Source organism: Streptococcus sp. 27098_8_66, assembly GCF_041431945.1.
GTDB classification, from domain to species: Bacteria; Bacillota; Bacilli; order Lactobacillales; family Streptococcaceae; genus Streptococcus; species Streptococcus dentalis.
On record NZ_JAPVYS010000011.1, the window covers coordinates 25826 to 42233 of the forward strand.

Below are 16408 nucleotides of genomic sequence, written 5' to 3' on the forward strand. Positions count from 1 at the left end.
AGGTTTTATGATTCAACTCATTGTCAACGCCTTTGTTGAGAAGGACAAGACTGGAGCAGTCGTCGAAGTCTTGTATGCTAGTAGCGATCACGAAAAAGTGAAAGCTAAGTATGAAGAGCTGACTGCTCAATATCCTGAAAACTATTTAGCCATCTATGACGTCCCGCTGGATACGGATTTGAATACACTCAATCACTATCCATCAGTGTGGATTGGGAAAGAAGAATTTGAGTAAGGAGGAAGATTTGGAAGATACTATTTTTTATGACGATTTTTTTCATTATAGTGTAGTACTGAATACTGAGTTTATGACAGCAGCTGATTTTCTTTTTGATGGGTTAGAGAGTATGATATACGTTACATACTTCCAGTCTTATTCAGAATCGAAAATATTTAAATCATATTATCAAATAGCTGTTGGTATTGAAAGAATTCAAAAAATAATATTAAATTTAGCATATGATCAGTTGGAAGGAGATAAGAAGCAGGAATTTAGTTCTCAAATTAATAACGCATTTTATGGTCATAATCATGAGCAGTTGAATAATCTTCTGATTCAGTACATGAAAATTAAAAAAAAATTACAAAAACAGGAAAACAAGTTTTTAAGTCAGTTGATGGAGTTTTATTCAACTCATCGATACAGTAAATTTCAGAAAGACACGGAGCTTACTTCTTTATTTAGATTTCATACAGGTGAAAGCTTTCAAAGGAACACGGAAAAATTTCATTATCGATTGAATGAGATTTTCGATTCAGTTGAAAAAATACTATCATTTTATTTTGATATTTTAGATATTATACAATCAAAAGTACGAAATTATTTGGGTGAAGCTGGTACGGATACAAAGTTATTCGTAATCTACAATTTTTCAAATGTACTGAAAAGTTTTTTCAAATTATTTATTTTAGCTAAGTTAGAATATAGAAATCGAGTTTCAGATTTCTATCCGCTTTATACACCTGTAGAGAAATCTTTATCCGATATTGATATTTACTTTGGCGGAAATGGTTCAAATGTAATTTATGGATTATTTGATTACTATTACAGAACTGTTGAGTCTCGAGATTGGCAAGATTTTGATTCTCCGCTTCCGTTCAGAAATGGAGATAAGAAGAAATTAAAATCTCAATTAAGTGAATTAGATAAGATAATAGCTTATTATGAAAACAGGAACCCAGATATACATAGTTTTTGGGGATTATAATACCTTGGAAAGAAAGGAAAATTAAACATGATCGAACGTTACTCTCGCCCAGAAATGGCGAACATTTGGACTGAAGAAAATAAATACCGTGCTTGGCTTGAGGTGGAAATCTTGGCTGATGAAGCCTGGGCTGAATTGGGAGAAATTCCTAAGGAAGATGTGGCTTTGATCCGTGAAAAAGCGGACTTTGACATCGACCGTATTTTGGAAATCGAGCAGCAAACTCGTCACGATGTGGTGGCCTTCACACGTGCGGTTTCTGAGACGCTTGGTGAAGAACGTAAGTGGGTTCACTATGGTTTGACTTCTACTGACGTGGTCGATACTGCCTATGGTTACCTCTACAAACAAGCTAACGACATCATCCGCAAGGACCTTGAAAACTTCCTCAACATCATCGCTGACAAAGCGAAAGAACACAAGTTCACAATCATGATGGGTCGTACCCACGGTGTGCACGCTGAACCTACAACTTTTGGTTTGAAATTGGCCACTTGGTACAGCGAAATGAAACGGAACATCGAGCGTTTTGAGCATGCAGCTGCTGGCGTGGAAGCTGGTAAGATTTCTGGGGCGGTTGGTAACTTTGCCAACATCCCACCATTCGTTGAAAAATACGTCTGCGACAAATTGGGTATCCGTGCTCAAGAAATCTCTACACAAGTGCTTCCTCGTGACCTTCACGCTGAGTACTTTGCAGTTCTTGCGAGCATCGCAACTTCTATCGAGCGGATGGCAACTGAAATTCGTGGTCTTCAAAAATCAGAACAACGTGAAGTGGAAGAGTTCTTTGCTAAAGGTCAAAAAGGATCTTCAGCAATGCCTCACAAACGGAACCCAATCGGTTCTGAAAACATGACAGGTCTTGCGCGTGTTATCCGTGGTCACATGGTCACAGCCTATGAAAACGTAGCCCTTTGGCATGAACGTGACATCTCTCACTCATCAGCTGAGCGCATCATTGCACCAGATACAACCATCTTGATTGACTACATGCTCAACCGTTTCGGAAACATCGTTAAGAACTTGACAGTCTTCCCAGAAAACATGATCCGCAACATGAACTCTACATTTGGTTTGATCTTCAGCCAACGTGCTATGTTGACTTTGATTGAAAAAGGCATGACGCGTGAGCAAGCTTACGACCTTGTTCAACCGAAGACTGCCCAATCATGGGATAACCAAGTAGACTTCAAGCCACTTCTTGAAGCAGATCCAGAAGTGACATCACGCCTCACTCAAGAAGAAATCGACGAAATCTTTAACCCAACTTACTACACCAAACGGGTGGATGAAATCTTCGAACGCATCGGTTTGGGTGACTAATCGCAACGAAAAAGGGAATTTGAAAAATAGATGAAAAGAAGCAGAGGAATCTGCTTCTTTTTAAACTTTTTATAGCTAAACTATCACTAATTATATATATTTTTAAAGAGGTCTTTAGAAATCGTTTTCAACATGCTATACTGGAGCTATAAAAAAGACCGAGATGTCTCAGTCTTTTTGGTTCTTAGTGATCGCGGTCACAGGAGATGAACTTGATCTTGTAGTAGTCACCGCGTTTATAGGTTTCCGTGTATTCAAGGATTTGGCCAGTCGCTTCTAGCTTGGTCATCTTCACTTGTTTGACTGTTGGGAAATTTTCGTCGATCTTCAATACCTTAGCAATCTTGCTTGGTGTAGGAAAGACGATTTCGTTGACTTCTTCGAAGTGCTCGTCATTCATATGAATGTGGTAGTCTTCTTTGAAGCGATCATAGATAGAGCTGTAGTATTCCAAATTTGGATAGTTTGGATTGATGTATTGTTCGGGAACATAGGTTTGGTGGAAGATATAGGTATCATCCCCTGTATGGCGAGTCCGTTCGATTTTATAATAGAATTGCGTTGGGTTGAGGCCTAGTTTGTCTAGGATGCTCAAGGTATTTCCACGTTTAATAGAGAGAACTTTGACTTTGGCCTTTTGGATTGGGAAGGTTTCAACATCTGAAAATTCTACCAGTTTGTGTTTTCGAGCACGAGAAACAAAGGTTCCCTTTCCTTGCTGACGGACAATGTAGCCATCGGCGGCGAGGTCGTTCAAAGCACGGACAACGGTGATAGAGCTGACATCATAAATTTTGATGAGTTCAGCTTCCGTATAAAATTTATCTCCATTTTCAAATTTTCCTGAGATAATTTGCTGCTTCAAATCATCTTTGATGTGTTGGTACTTTGGAATTGCCATAGTGCTACCTCTCTTTAGATTTCTCTTATTTAACCCTATTTTAACATATTTTTTATAAAAGTGTTGACATTTTTCAAATAATTTATTATATTAATAAATGAAAAGGGTTACATATAAGAAAGGGGGGCGTTTATGGGAGTTTTTGAGATTCGCGATGCTTTCTATTTAAAAGGTCAACCCTTTAAGATTTTGTCCGGAGCAATCCATTATTTCCGTATTGACCCAGCAGACTGGTATCATTCCTTGTATAATCTAAAAGCTTTGGGTTTTAACACGGTTGAGACCTATGTTCCTTGGAATGCGCATGAACCCCGCAAAGGGCAGTTTGACTTTAGTGGCCGATTGGATCTAGAGCGTTTCATTCAAACAGCCCAGTCCCTAGGACTTTACATGATTGTAAGGCCGTCGCCCTTTATCTGTGCGGAGTGGGAATTTGGTGGATTGCCAGCTTGGCTCTTAGAAGAAGACCTGCGAATCCGCTCATCAGATCCAGCCTTTATCGAAGCGGTGGATCGTTATTATGATCGCTTGCTTGGGTTGTTGACACCCTACCAAGTGGATCGGGGTGGTCCAATCCTTATGATGCAGGTGGAAAATGAGTACGGCTCTTATGGAGAAGATAAGGATTATCTTCGTGCCATTCGGGATTTGATGAAGGGAAAAGGCGTGACCTGTCCTCTCTTTACATCAGATGGTCCATGGCGAGCAACGCTAAGAGCAGGAACCTTGATCGAAGAAGACCTCTTCGTGACAGGAAACTTCGGTTCCAAAGCAGCCTATAACTTTGGTCAAATGAAAGAATTCTTTGACGAATACGGCAAGAGATGGCCCTTGATGTGTATGGAATTCTGGGATGGCTGGTTTACCCGCTGGAAAGAACCTGTGATTCAAAGGGACCCAGAGGAGTTGGCTGAAGCTGTCCATGAGGTCTTGGAGCTTGGCTCCATTAATCTCTACATGTTTCATGGCGGAACCAATTTTGGCTTCATGAATGGTTGTTCAGCTCGGGGGACGCTTGATTTGCCACAGGTAACATCCTATGATTATGGGGCTTTGCTCAATGAGCAGGGCAATCCGACAGAGAAGTATTATGCCATTCAAAAGATGATGGCGACCTATTATCCGGAATACCTACAGCAAGAACCACTTATCAAAGAGTGTTTACCAGAACAAACCTTGCAATTGGCGGCCAAGACTAGTCTTTTTGGGAATCTGGATAATTTGGCTCAAGTCGAGACCAGCCTTTATCCCGAAAAGATGGAAGAGTTGGGGCAAACCACAGGTTATCTCCTATATGAGACAGACCTTGAGTTGGATGCGGAAGAAGAAAGACTGCGCATCATTGATGGTCGGGATCGGGTACAAATTTACCTGGATGATCAACATGTAGCAACACAATACCAAACAGAGATCGGTGAAGATCTTTTTATCAAAGGGAAAAAGAAAGCGGTTACGAATTTAAAAATCTTGCTTGAGAATATGGGACGTGTCAACTACGGGCACAAGCTCTTGGCTGATAGCCAGCACAAGGGCATTCGCACAGGTGTCTGTGTGGATTTGCACTTCCACCTTCATTGGAAGCAGTACCCACTGGATTTACAAGATCTCAGTCAGCTCGATTTTTCAAAGGAATGGCAGGCAGGTGCTCCAGCCTTTTACCGATATGATTTTCAGCTGGACCACACCCTTGACACTTATCTGGATATGACAGGATTTGGGAAAGGGGTCGTCTTTGTCAACGGCCACAACCTTGGTCGCTTCTGGGAAGTCGGACCAACCACTTCACTTTATGTGCCTCATGGTTTCCTGAAAGAAGGAGCCAATAGCCTGATCGTCTTTGAGACAGAAGGACGTTACCAAGAGACACTTCAACTTGTTCAACAACCTACATTCAAAGAAGTAAAGGGGGAAAACTTATGACAATTGTAGGATGCCGTATCGATGGACGTTTGATCCACGGGCAGGTAGCCAATCTTTGGACTACCAAACTAAATGTTTCACGTATCATGGTGATCGATGATGAAGTCGCTCAAAATGATATTGAAAAAAGTGGCTTGAAACTAGCGACACCACCTGGTGTTAAGCTTAGTATCTTGCCAGTCGCAAAGGCTGCGGAAAATATCTTGGCTGGAAAATATGATAGCCAACGTCTCTTCATCGTAGCTCGCAAACCTGACCGCTTCCTAGGCTTGGTAGAAGCAGGTGTGCCACTTGAAACCTTAAACGTAGGGAACATGTCTCAGTCAGACGAGACTCGTCCCGTTACTCGTTCGATCAACGTAGTGGATGCCGATGTGGAAGCTTTCCACAAGCTAGCTGAAAAAGGAGTTAAGCTAACTGCTCAAATGGTTCCAAATGATCCAGTTGAAGACTTCTTGAAGTTGCTCAAATAGTTTATAAATAAAAAAGAAAATTTTTAGGAGGAAATTGTCATGATACAATGGTGGCAAATTTTACTACTTACTTTGTACTCAGCTTATCAAATCTGTGATGAGTTGACGATTGTTTCATCAGCAGGATCACCAGTCTTTGCTGGTTTCATTACAGGACTTGTCATGGGGGATTTAAAGACAGGTCTATTTATCGGAGCTTCTCTTCAATTGACAGTGCTCGGTGTAGGTACTTTCGGTGGAGCTTCTCGTATTGACGCAACATCTGGTGCCGTTCTTGCGACTGCCTTCTCAGTAGCAAAAGGGATTGATCCAGAGATTGCTATTGCTACAATCGCTGTGCCGGTAGCAACTTTGTTGACCTACTTTGATATTCTTGGTCGTATGACTACAACTTACTTCGCTCACCGTGTAGATGCTGCGATCGAACGTTACGACTATAAAGGAATTGAACGCAACTACCTTCTTGGTGCTGTTCCTTGGGCTCTTTCTCGTGCCCTTCCAGTCTTCTTCGCGCTTGCCTTTGGTGGTTCTTTCGTAGAAACTGTTGTTACAGGTCTTGCTAATGTACAATGGTTGGCAAACGGTCTGAAACTTGCAGGTCAAATGCTTCCAGGTCTTGGATTTGCGATCTTGCTTCGTTACCTTCCTGTTCGTCGTAACCTTCACTACTTAGCACTTGGCTTTGGCTTAACAGCAATGTTGACAGTGCTTTATAGCAATGTTCAAAGCCTTGGTGCTGCAGTGTCTAGCATTGTTGGTTCTGATGTGTTCGCTAAACTTCCAAAAGAACAAGCTATTACTTTTGTTAACAACTTCAAGAGTGTATCTATGATTGGTATTGCCATTATCGGTATCTTCCTTGCAGTACAACACTTCAAAAACAGTCAACGTACAGTCGTAGCTGCTCCAGCAAGCAATGTAGAAAGCGGGGAAATTGAAGATGACGAATTCTAATTACAAACTAACAAAAGAAGATTTTAAACAAATCAACAAACGTAGCCTCTTCACCTTCCAATTGGGTTGGAACTACGAACGGATGCAGGCTTCTGGTTACCTTTATATGCTTTTACCTCAGTTGCGTAAAATGTATGGTGATGGCACTCCAGAATTGAAAGAAATGATGAAATTGCATACGCAATTCTTCAATACTTCACCATTCTTCCACACCATTATCACTGGTTTTGACCTTGCTCTGGAAGAAAAAGATGGTGTCAAATCAAAAGATGCGGTGAACGGGATCAAGACAGGTCTCATGGGACCATTCGCTCCTCTTGGGGACTCAATCTTTGGATCATTGGTACCAGCTATTATGGGTTCAATCGCAGCAACTTTGGCTATTGCAGGAAACCCAGCCGGTATCTTCTTGTGGATCGCTGTGGCAGTTGCTTATGACATTTTCCGTTGGAAACAGTTGGAATTTGCCTATAAAGAAGGGGTTAACCTCATCAACAATATGCAAAGTACCTTGACAGCTTTGATCGACGCAGCTGCCGTTCTGGGTATCTTCATGGTTGGTGCCTTGATTGCCAGCATGATTGGTGTTGAAGTTTCTTGGACTCCACACATTGGGGACAAAGCGATTGAAATTCAAGATATGCTCAACCTTATCTTCCCACGTTTGGTACCAGCTATCATCACAGGTGTAATCTACTGGTTGCTTGGACGTAAGGGTATGAACTCTACAAAAGCTATCTTGCTCATCATCCTTGCAGCAATCGCATTCTCAGCATTTGGCCACTTCTTCTTTGGAATGGCATAATGGAGTAAGGTATGGCAAAAGAGTTAGTATTGGTCAGCCATGGTCGCTTTTGTGAAGAGCTCAAAGCGAGCACAGAGATGATTATGGGACCACAAGAATCCATCCATACGGTTGCACTCTTACCAGAAGAAGGACCAGAAGACTTTACTGCTAAATTAGAAGCAACAGTCCAAGGTCTAGAAGACTATATTGTATTTGCCGATCTTTTAGGAGGGACTCCTTGCAACACTGTGAGCCGCTTGATCCTTGAAGGACGTGCGATTGACTTATACGCAGGGATGAATCTTCCGATGGTTATCGAATTCATCAATAGCAGTCTGACTGGCAATGAAGGGGACTACCCTGAACGTGCAAAAGAAAGTATTGTCAAGGTCAATGACCTCTTGTCAAACCTTGATGATGATGAAGATGAGTAGGTTGGTAGGGGAGTCTGGGAGTATCATCTCAGGCTCCTTTCCCATTTATCAACGTTAGATTGTAGAAAGGAACAACAGGTTCTATGTTAGACTATACAAAAGAAGACTTGCAGGAGATAGGAGCAGAGATCACAACACGTGAGATCTACCAACAACCAAGTGTTTGGAAAGAAACGGCTTGCTTGTACCAAGAAAGAAAAGCAGAAATCCAAGCTTTCTTAGATAAGATTGGCCAAGAGCATGCCTATATCAAGGTCATCCTGACAGGGGCTGGGACCTCAGCCTATGTGGGGGATACTTTGGTTCCTTACTTGCAGGAAGTGCACGATGAACGGCATTGGAATTTCCAATCCATTGCGACGACCGATATCGTGGCGCATCCACAAACCTATCTCCAAAAAGAAGTGCCGACGGTCTTAGTTTCCTTTGCACGAAGCGGCAACTCGCCTGAAAGTGTTGCGACAGTTGAGTTAGCTCAAGACTTGGTCGATGAACTCTATCAGATCACCATTACTTGTGCGGAAGAAGGAAAACTGGCCCAGCAGGCCCACGGAGATGAGCGCAACCTTTTGCTTCTCCAACCTAAAGAAACCAATGATGCTGGCTTTGCCATGACTTCGAGCTTTACCTCGATGCTCCTGACAGCTCTCTTGGTCTTTGATCCAAGTGAGGAAAAAACCAAAGAAAAACGGGTAGAAGAATTGATTCATCTGTCAGAGCAGATCTTGGAGAAAGATCATGAGGTCAAGGAAGTGGTCGATCTAGACTTCGAGCGCGTGATCTATCTGGGGGCAGGACCTTTCTTTGGTCTAGCTCATGAAGCCCAACTCAAGATTTTGGAATTAACAGCAGGTAAAATCGCAACCATGTATGAGAGTCCTGTCGGCTTCCGTCATGGACCGAAATCCCTCATCAATGACCAGACCCTCGTCTTGGTCTTTGGATCCCTTGATCCATACACCCGTCAGTATGATCTGGACTTGGTTCGAGAAGTAGCCGGAGATCAAATTGCCCGTCAAGTTGTCCTCTTGACCGATCAAGCTGCAGGGATTGAGCATGTACGGGAAGTGTTGGTGGAAGCATCAGCAGACTCCCTAGATATCTACCGTGCCTTCCCATACATTATCTACGGTCAATTGATTTCTCTCTTGACTTCGCTCAAGGTGCAAAATCGCCCAGACACACCTTCACCGACTGGTACCGTCAATCGGGTTGTTCAAGGGGTGATCATTCATCCTTTTCATAAAGAATAGCCACTAATTTTCTATAAAAAGTGGAGTGTTTCTTCTTGTGAAACTGATACAATGGAGAAAAACAGTGAGAGGAGAAGATTTGTGAAACAGTATCAAGAAAGCGTGTTTGGGGAATGGCAGAATCAAGAGGTTCGTGCTTATCGCCTCGAAAATGACAAGGGCTACCAATTGTCTGTCATGACCTATGGTGCGACGATTTTAGAATATGTGACACCTGATAAAGAAGACCGGTTTTCTAATATTATCCTAGGCTTTTATCGCTTTGAGGACTATGTAGGCAACAGCCCTAAATATGGAGCTAGTATTGGTCCAGTAGCGGGCCGGATTGCGGGGGCCAGTTTTGAACTCAATGGCGAGACCTACCACTTGGAAGCAAATAACGGTGCCAACTGCAACCACAGTGGATCGACTGGTTGGGACAGCGCCTTGTTTAGCGTGGAGTCGGTAACGGATCAAGGAATAACTCTCTATACAGAACGGGCGGATGGGACCGGCGGTTTCCCTGGGAATCTCAAGATCTGGGTGACCTATGGTTTAACGGAAGATGGTGAACTTGAGATTGCCTATCGGGTAGAAACGGATCAAGACACCTTGGTCAACCCGACCAACCACAGCTATTTCAACCTATCAGGCAACTTCACTCAGCCGATAAATGACCATGTTTTTCAGATCAATCATCAGGGGCTTTACCCCATCCATCCAGATGGCGTTCCTCTTCAGACCGTGGATAGAGAAAGTCCAATTGTTCAGCATCTTTACCAAGCTATGCTCTTGGAGGATCTCTTTAAAGATTCGGATCCGCAAATCCACCTGGTAGAAGGATTAGACCATCCTTTCGCTCTACCAGATGGACATGAAAATGCAGGCTTTCTTTACCACCAGCCATCTGGACGTTTCTTGACCTTCAAGTCAGAAGCTCCAGCCTTGGTGGTTTATTCAGCCAATTTCGTAGATGAAACCGTTCGTCTGCAAGGACAACCAATGGTTCAGCACAATGGATTGGCTCTAGAATTCCAAACAGTGCCAGATGCCATTCACAGTAACCAAGCTGAGAAAGTCGTCCTGAAAGCAGGTCAAGTCTTTACCAGTAAGACTAGCTACCATGCTATCGCTAAGAAATAAGGAGGAAAGGGGAGTGGCCAAACAAGGATGTGAAATCCTTGCCTGAGACCTCCTCTTTTTCTCGAAAAAATTTTTAGAAAAACTATAAGGAAAGTTTAAGCTTCCTATCGTATACTAATACCATCATCAAAGACCTCCTAACTTTGAATGATAAAACTCCTAAAACTTTTTCATAATAATCTCCCTATAAGAGCCACCAAAACCGGTGGCTTTTTCTACGTACCTTAGCAAACGTTAGTGAGCTTAGGTACGTTGACGCAGTTCGAACGCTAGTGAGAACTAGGATCTTTAAAAAATTGAATGAGGTGAACTCAGAGAGTTCAACCAAATTTAGAGATATTGATGCAGTTTGAGCGGAGCGAAAACTGCGTTCCATAATAAAGATTAAGATGGGGAACTACGTTCCTTCCTGACCGAACCAAAGGTAACGAAGTATTTTAACAGAGCGTAAGATCCTAAATTAATTTTTTTGCACACAAAAAAAGCTCCTTGAGAAATTCTCAAGGAGCAGTGGAATGACTACTTGCTCGTTGTATCAGACACTTTTTTGAATTTTGCTGAAATAATCGTATTTAGATTATTCTGTCCATCCCGTTGTTCAATCGTCAACGTTAAAATATCTCCATCAATAGAGTATTTATATGTAGTTTCTTTAGCGACAGGTCCAATGGACATAATCGCAAGATGAAGAATATTTGGAGCTTCTGGGAAGACAATCGTTTGGTTTGCTGTATCTAATTTACCATTTTTCAATACAGAATGAATCGTAGCATTATCACTATCAAATTCATAAGTTGTATTTGGGAAGTCTTTAGCAGCTCCTTTTAAAGTTGTCGATAATCCTGCAAATTGATTTTTTATATATTCGTCTTTCGTTTGAGTCACTTTAGATGCATCTTTTTGTTTTAAGTAATCGTAGAACATTCCAAAACCATCTGCTAGAGATACAGTATAGTCGAATTCAACAGATGTACCTGTAATGTTCAACGTTGGTTTTAAACTTTTCCATGCTTCAGGATAAATCAGCTTGATAGCCGAATCATCATTTTCAAAGTCCTTATAAGCTAAGCTACGTTCAAGAGCTGGTCTGAAGTCGATGGCTTGCCATTTCCCTTCAATTGGAACGGGGTCTTTTTGAGTAGTGCTTCCTTTACGTTTGAAGTGTAGTTCATAGTGAACTGGAAGATCCTTCTTTTTCGCTTTTCCGTCAATCGTTACGTAAAGCATGTCATCTTTTAGTTCGTAGTGATATGTGTTTTGCGAAGCGCGGTTTTCACCAAATGAGAAGAAGAGTGAGTTTGCTACTGAAAGTCCTTCATCAAAGGTCATTGTTTTGGCATCTTGATCAATAGAACCCGTTGCTTCGTAACTAAATACACCTGTATCTTTATTCATGCTGACTTTGTATTTCTCAAAGCTTTTTGCATACTTTTCATGATCGTCATATACGATTTTTTTGAATTCTTCTTCAGTCTTGCCTCTAGCGTCTGTTGTGACAGTGTAGAAAGCTTTAATAAAGTTGTCAATGTTAAAGTCGTATTTGAGAGTTGCCGTATTGTTTTCAATCTTCATGTCCATTTTGAAGTCTTTAACAGATTCAAGCAAGTGTCCAAAGTGGATTCCATGGAGGGTATAGGCACCGATAGATTGAGATAACGCATCGATTGTATCGACTAATTCCCATTCACCATCAATGGTTTCTACTTTTGGTGTTTCTGTTTGAGTGGCACGTTGAGACTTGCTTTGTTTTTGAGAACAAGAAGCCAGTGCGACGACTGAGAATAGAGCAACTAATGCTAAAAATAATTTTTTATAATGTCTAATCATCGCTAGACCTCCTTAAAATAGATTGTTACCTTACGATTATATTATACGTGTAATATTATTGTTTTGCAAGGGCTTCCAAGTGAATCGCAATTTTGCTCTGTAATTTCACTGATTATTCAAAATGAGATGAGCAAAAATCTTCAGTTCATATGGAGCAATATTTGAGATTCTCAAGAAGAATTGTGTGAGATAAAATTCCTTAAGTCTATTTAAATGCTTCGATATCTGAAGTATTTTAATAGAGTGTAAGCTCTTTATTTTTTTGCACACAAAAGCCCCTTGAGAAAATCTCAAAGGGGCAGTAGATTAGTTTTGAATTTTCTTGAATTTCATCGGATAAACGAGATGTGCTCCTGTTTCTTCGAATGTTTTTTCAGCATAAATTGTAAGGATGTCACCATTCAATTCGTAGTGATAAGTAATTGGTACGTCTGTAGAATTAATATAAAGAGGTAGAACTCCAAAGATGTTTGGAACTTCAGGGAATACGATCGTTTTTGCTTTCTCGTTTAAAACCCCATCATTTAACGTTGCAGTTAACACTTTTGTATCGTTATCAAACGTTCCAGTTTGATGTTTAAAACTTCCAAATCTCTTTTCTCTTACGCCTAGAAGGATGGCAGTAGCTTCTTCTTTTGTAGGATATTTATCTTTATTCTGTTCAGCATAAAAATCAATATACTTATTCATATCAGCACTATAAGAATAAGTTACATCTGTTCCTGTAATTTTTAGAGTCGGAACGATATCTTGGAAGGCTTCAGTAACCTTTAATCGACTATTAGCATCATTATAATAAAATAAGAAAGTACGTTCCACGGTATCTCTAAAATCTACAGCTTTCCAGTCTCCTTCGAGTGAGACTGGGGTGGGTGCTACTGTGGTAGTTTCTGCAACTGTTGTAGTCTCAGCGGTTGTTTGTTGTTGCTGTTGTTTCTGTTGTTTTTGCCCACATCCTGATACCAATAGAAGAGCAAGAAGGGAAAACATCCATAGGGAACTTTTTTTCATATTGTTCATGATTGATCACTCCTTCTAATGATTGTCTCCTGCGTAGTTGAAACGAAGACGCATTACTCTAAAATGACTTTGTTCGTCTTTACCTTCAGCATAAAGTGTTATTTGCTTACCTTCAATGGTGTAAGTATAAGTAATGGGGACAAGTGAATTATACGTGGTTCCCATTACAATTCTACTTAAAAATGCAGGTGTTTCAGGGAACGTAATAGTATGTTTCTGTGTATCGATTTCGCCAGTCAGAGAGTAATCATAGGCATAATTAGGTTCGTCAAGAGTAATCTTTGTATGTTTCAAATTTGGAATATAGTTCTTAAATTCAGCAGTTTTATTTTTTAAATACGATTCATAATTTGTTTTGTTCTCTCCTGTTGCAAATGCTTGATCCTCATACAGTTCTCTGTAATCAAAATGGTACTTCAATTCAACGGTTTTTCCTTTAATGGTCATCGTCATCTTAACCTTATCGAAGTCATCAAGCATCAGTCCAGCGGCAAGCTTTTTGATATTAGAAGCTAGGAATACTTTTTGAATGGTCATTTGTTGGTCAGTCCATTTCCAAGTTCCTTGTTGATCCTTTGTAAGATCTTGTGGTGCTTTTGTTTGAGTAGGCTTATTTGTTTGAGAAGACTGCGATGGAGAAGACTGACATCCCGCAATAACGAGCACTGCAAAGAATGCCAAGAATCCGAAAAGAATCTTCTTTGTTTTAGTAAACATAAATTTACCTCCGAAATAGTTGTTGCTTTTATTTTATCATTAAATGGAATAAACATAAAGTGAAATTTAGAGGGAGAGATTAGGAAGAAGAAAGGAAGTATAATAAAAAGAAAGGTTGGCAATGAGTGCAACCGTTCAACTTTTTCTAACGAACGGCAGTGAAAACTACGGTCTACAAAATAGCACGTTTTCTATTGGAAAATTATTTCTGTTTTTATTTGAAATATTTGTCAGCTTATCCTCGGCTCTATTAGCATTTTTTGCTATAATAGACTGTATGAGTAGAATTTTAGACAATGAAATCATGGGTGATGAAGAGGCTGTTGAACGGACGCTGCGCCCGCAATATTTACATGAATATATCGGTCAAGATAAGGTCAAGGACCAGCTAAAAATCTTTATTGAGGCGGCTAAGCTTCGGGATGAAGCGCTGGATCATGTCCTTCTTTTTGGCCCTCCAGGACTGGGGAAAACCACCATGGCTTTTGTCATTGCCAATGAACTGGGCGTCAATCTCAAGCAGACTTCCGGTCCTGTCATTGAAAAGGCCGGTGATTTGGTAGCGATTCTTAATGATCTAGAGCCGGGCGATGTCCTCTTTATCGATGAGATCCACCGTCTGCCTATGTCGGTTGAAGAAGTGCTCTATAGCGCCATGGAAGATTTTTACATCGATATCATGATTGGTGCTGGTGAGACCAGCCGGAGTGTCCATCTGGACCTTCCTCCCTTCACTTTGATTGGGGCGACAACTCGAGCTGGTATGCTGTCCAATCCCTTGCGCGCTCGCTTTGGGATTACGGGGCACATGGAATACTATGAGCAGGATGATTTGACAGAGATTGTCGAGCGGACCGCCGAGATCTTTGAGATGGAAATTACCCACGAAGCTGCCGAAGAGCTTTCTCTTCGTAGTCGTGGGACCCCTCGGATTGCCAACCGCTTGCTGAAACGGGTGCGCGATTTTGCCCAAATTATGGGTGACGGCTTGATTGACGATACCATTACCGACAAGGCTCTCTCCATGCTGGATGTGGACCATGAAGGATTGGACTATGTCGATCAAAAGATCCTGCGTACCATGATTGAAATGTACGGCGGTGGCCCGGTCGGGCTTGGGACTCTATCGGTCAATATTGCTGAAGAGCGAGAGACCGTTGAGGACATGTATGAGCCTTACTTGATTCAAAAAGGCTTTATCATGCGGACCCGGACAGGGCGCGTGGCGACCCGCAAGGCCTATGAACACCTGGGTTATCCCTACAATGGAGACTAGAAAAAGATGCTGACGGGAAAAGCAATAGTAGAACAAATCCAAGCGGATCAGGAGATGATGAAAGTCTTGGACATTATTCGAGATCTCAACTTAGCAGATGCCTGGTTAGCAGCGGGCGCGGTGCGAAATTTCATCTGGAACCGGCTCTCTGGAAAACCAGGGTTTGATGCGACGACCGATATGGATCTGGTCTTTTATGACCCTGAGATCAGCTATGAGGATACTCTGCAGATCGAGCAGGAATTAAAGAAGACCTATCCCCAGTACGCTTGGGAAGTGAAAAATCAAGTCTATATGCACCAGCATAGTCCGGGGACGGCTCCTTATCGCAGTGCTTGTGATGCGGTTTCCAAATACCCCGAGCAGTGTACGGCACTTGCAGTTCGCTTAAGGAAAGATGGTCGGTTGGAGCTCTTTCTCCCTTATGGGACAAGGGATATCGAAGACTTCATCGTTGAGCCGACTCCATATTTTTTAGCCAGCCCAGAGCGTTTGGCGGTTTATATAGAGCGGATGAAAAAGAAGAATTGGCAGACCAAATGGCCTCAATTAGAGGTTCGTTTGCCAAAATAGAGAAAAAGATCAGATTTGAAAAGGAATCTGATTTTTCATTAAAATGATAGAGCCCCTTTGTCATTTTTCTGTCACATTTTTGTTATAATAGTAATAGTATGCTGGTTTTCCATAGTGGAAAGCGAAGGGCTCATGGAGATTGGGTAGTCCGAACAAGGAGTTAGGTGGTGTCATGAAAAAAATCGTCTTTGTCTGCTTAGGAAATATTTGTCGGAGCCCCATGGCGGAGTTCGTCATGAAGGACTTGACCGATCAGTATGAGGTTGAAAGTCGGGCCACTTCTAGCTGGGAACATGGCAATCCCATCCATCGGGGAACCCAGAAAATCTTTCAACAACACCAGGTCCCATATGACCCAGCTAAGACTTCCATACAGATCAAAGAAGAAGATTTTTACAACTTTGATTTGATCCTAGGGATGGACGAAAACAATGTGGCAGATTTGAAGCAAATGGCTCCTGCAGGGACAGAGCACAAGATCCAGCTCTTTGCTGCTGAAAGTGTGCCAGATCCATGGTATACTGGTGATTTTGAGGAGACCTATCGCAGGGTCCTGACTGGCTGTAAGATTTGGTTAGACCAGCTAGCCACCTCCTAAGAGTTTGAGATGTGAGAGA

17 protein-coding genes are annotated in these 16408 nt (G+C 41.7%); 13 read left to right on the top strand and 4 right to left on the bottom strand.

Going from position 1 to position 16408, the window contains the following annotated elements:
• Nucleotides 1–7 precede the first annotated feature (7 nt).
• Genes O3642_RS08130 through purB form a run of 3 tightly spaced genes read left to right on the top strand, consistent with a single transcriptional unit; the run spans nucleotide 8 to nucleotide 2534 of the window.
• Nucleotides 8–235 carry a phosphoribosylaminoimidazole carboxylase gene (locus O3642_RS08130; RefSeq protein ID WP_371605757.1) on the top strand — a complete coding sequence of 76 codons (228 nt, stop codon included), beginning with the start codon at nucleotides 8–10 and terminating at the stop codon, nucleotides 233–235.
• A gap of 10 nt (nucleotides 236–245) precedes the next feature.
• Complete coding sequence (locus tag O3642_RS08135; RefSeq protein WP_371605758.1) at nucleotides 246–1208, top strand: hypothetical protein; 963 nt, start codon at nucleotides 246–248, stop codon at nucleotides 1206–1208.
• Between the two features lie 27 nt (nucleotides 1209–1235).
• Nucleotides 1236–2534, top strand: coding sequence for an adenylosuccinate lyase (purB, locus tag O3642_RS08140; RefSeq protein WP_003013885.1), 1299 nt, complete (start codon nucleotides 1236–1238; stop codon nucleotides 2532–2534).
• Nucleotides 2535–2718: 184 nt separating this feature from the next.
• On the opposite strand, the gene O3642_RS08145 is transcribed toward purB, so the two are convergent.
• Nucleotides 2719–3435, bottom strand: coding sequence for a GntR family transcriptional regulator (locus tag O3642_RS08145; protein ID WP_003002332.1), 717 nt, complete (start codon nucleotides 3433–3435; stop codon nucleotides 2719–2721).
• 132 nt (nucleotides 3436–3567) lie between these two features.
• On the opposite strand from O3642_RS08145, the gene O3642_RS08150 reads away from it, so the two are divergent.
• The 7 genes from O3642_RS08150 to O3642_RS08180 all read left to right on the top strand — a co-directional run bounded on the left by O3642_RS08150 (nucleotide 3568) and on the right by O3642_RS08180 (nucleotide 10378).
• Complete coding sequence (locus tag O3642_RS08150) at nucleotides 3568–5355, top strand: beta-galactosidase family protein (RefSeq protein WP_371605759.1); 1788 nt, start codon at nucleotides 3568–3570, stop codon at nucleotides 5353–5355.
• The gene (locus tag O3642_RS08155; RefSeq protein ID WP_049515298.1) at nucleotides 5352–5828 is read left to right on the top strand and encodes a PTS system mannose/fructose/N-acetylgalactosamine-transporter subunit IIB; all 477 of its coding nucleotides are present in this window, start codon (nucleotides 5352–5354) and stop codon (nucleotides 5826–5828) included. The genes O3642_RS08150 and O3642_RS08155 overlap by 4 nt, the downstream gene beginning before the upstream one ends.
• A 39-nt stretch (nucleotides 5829–5867) precedes the next feature.
• Nucleotides 5868–6782, top strand: coding sequence for a PTS mannose/fructose/sorbose/N-acetylgalactosamine transporter subunit IIC (locus tag O3642_RS08160; RefSeq protein ID WP_049483971.1), 915 nt, complete (start codon nucleotides 5868–5870; stop codon nucleotides 6780–6782).
• A complete protein-coding gene (locus tag O3642_RS08165; protein WP_023920055.1) occupies nucleotides 6769–7587 on the top strand; it encodes a PTS system mannose/fructose/sorbose family transporter subunit IID in 819 nt (272 codons plus the stop codon). Before O3642_RS08160 ends, O3642_RS08165 begins: the two co-directional genes overlap by 14 nt.
• A gap of 11 nt (nucleotides 7588–7598) precedes the next feature.
• Nucleotides 7599–8003, top strand: coding sequence for a PTS sugar transporter subunit IIA (locus O3642_RS08170; RefSeq protein WP_003009328.1), 405 nt, complete (start codon nucleotides 7599–7601; stop codon nucleotides 8001–8003).
• Nucleotides 8004–8086: 83 nt separating this feature from the next.
• Entirely contained in the window at nucleotides 8087–9256 is a 1170-nt protein-coding gene (locus tag O3642_RS08175) for an SIS domain-containing protein (RefSeq protein ID WP_371605760.1), read from the top strand.
• Nucleotides 9257–9337: 81 nt separating this feature from the next.
• Nucleotides 9338–10378: an aldose epimerase family protein gene (locus tag O3642_RS08180; protein ID WP_371605761.1), complete on the top strand. Its 1041-nt coding sequence runs from the start codon at nucleotides 9338–9340 to the stop codon at nucleotides 10376–10378.
• A 519-nt stretch (nucleotides 10379–10897) separates the two neighbouring features.
• On the opposite strand, the gene O3642_RS08185 is transcribed toward O3642_RS08180, so the two are convergent.
• The 3 genes from O3642_RS08185 to O3642_RS08195 form a co-directional block, all read right to left on the bottom strand.
• Entirely contained in the window at nucleotides 10898–12205 is a 1308-nt protein-coding gene (locus O3642_RS08185) for a hypothetical protein (protein WP_371605762.1), read from the bottom strand.
• Nucleotides 12206–12511: 306 nt separating this feature from the next.
• Complete coding sequence (locus O3642_RS08190) at nucleotides 12512–13225, bottom strand: hypothetical protein (protein WP_371605763.1); 714 nt, start codon at nucleotides 13223–13225, stop codon at nucleotides 12512–12514.
• A gap of 15 nt (nucleotides 13226–13240) precedes the next feature.
• Nucleotides 13241–13942, bottom strand: a complete 702-nt coding sequence (locus O3642_RS08195; RefSeq protein ID WP_371605764.1) for a hypothetical protein — start codon at nucleotides 13940–13942, stop codon at nucleotides 13241–13243.
• 277 nt (nucleotides 13943–14219) lie between these two features.
• Between O3642_RS08195 and ruvB the strand changes: the two genes are divergently transcribed.
• From ruvB to O3642_RS08210, 3 genes are all read left to right on the top strand, one after another.
• On the top strand, nucleotides 14220–15218 hold the full coding sequence (gene ruvB, locus O3642_RS08200; protein WP_045760104.1) for a Holliday junction branch migration DNA helicase RuvB: 999 nt from the start codon (nucleotides 14220–14222) through the stop codon (nucleotides 15216–15218).
• Nucleotides 15219–15224: 6 nt separating this feature from the next.
• A complete protein-coding gene (locus tag O3642_RS08205) occupies nucleotides 15225–15791 on the top strand; it encodes a nucleotidyltransferase family protein (protein ID WP_371605765.1) in 567 nt (188 codons plus the stop codon).
• Between the two features lie 172 nt (nucleotides 15792–15963).
• Nucleotides 15964–16389 (top strand): low molecular weight protein-tyrosine-phosphatase, encoded by a 426-nt coding sequence (locus tag O3642_RS08210; RefSeq protein WP_371605766.1) that lies wholly within the window; start codon nucleotides 15964–15966, stop codon nucleotides 16387–16389.
• Nucleotides 16390–16408: the final 19 nt, after the last annotated feature.

Coding starts and splice junctions, on each gene's coding strand:
- O3642_RS08130 (WP_371605757.1), top strand. CDS start 8: ATGATTCAACTCATTGTCAACGCCTTTGTTGAGAAGGACAAGACTGGA.
- purB (WP_003013885.1), top strand. CDS start 1,236: ATGATCGAACGTTACTCTCGCCCAGAAATGGCGAACATTTGGACTGAA.
- O3642_RS08145 (WP_003002332.1), bottom strand. CDS start 3,435: ATGGCAATTCCAAAGTACCAACACATCAAAGATGATTTGAAGCAGCAA.
- O3642_RS08150 (WP_371605759.1), top strand. CDS start 3,568: ATGGGAGTTTTTGAGATTCGCGATGCTTTCTATTTAAAAGGTCAACCC.
- O3642_RS08155 (WP_049515298.1), top strand. CDS start 5,352: ATGACAATTGTAGGATGCCGTATCGATGGACGTTTGATCCACGGGCAG.
- O3642_RS08160 (WP_049483971.1), top strand. CDS start 5,868: ATGATACAATGGTGGCAAATTTTACTACTTACTTTGTACTCAGCTTAT.
- O3642_RS08165 (WP_023920055.1), top strand. CDS start 6,769: ATGACGAATTCTAATTACAAACTAACAAAAGAAGATTTTAAACAAATC.
- O3642_RS08170 (WP_003009328.1), top strand. CDS start 7,599: ATGGCAAAAGAGTTAGTATTGGTCAGCCATGGTCGCTTTTGTGAAGAG.
- O3642_RS08175 (WP_371605760.1), top strand. CDS start 8,087: ATGTTAGACTATACAAAAGAAGACTTGCAGGAGATAGGAGCAGAGATC.
- O3642_RS08185 (WP_371605762.1), bottom strand. CDS start 12,205: ATGATTAGACATTATAAAAAATTATTTTTAGCATTAGTTGCTCTATTC.
- O3642_RS08190 (WP_371605763.1), bottom strand. CDS start 13,225: ATGAACAATATGAAAAAAAGTTCCCTATGGATGTTTTCCCTTCTTGCT.
- O3642_RS08195 (WP_371605764.1), bottom strand. CDS start 13,942: ATGTTTACTAAAACAAAGAAGATTCTTTTCGGATTCTTGGCATTCTTT.
- ruvB (WP_045760104.1), top strand. CDS start 14,220: ATGAGTAGAATTTTAGACAATGAAATCATGGGTGATGAAGAGGCTGTT.
- O3642_RS08205 (WP_371605765.1), top strand. CDS start 15,225: ATGCTGACGGGAAAAGCAATAGTAGAACAAATCCAAGCGGATCAGGAG.
- O3642_RS08210 (WP_371605766.1), top strand. CDS start 15,964: ATGAAAAAAATCGTCTTTGTCTGCTTAGGAAATATTTGTCGGAGCCCC.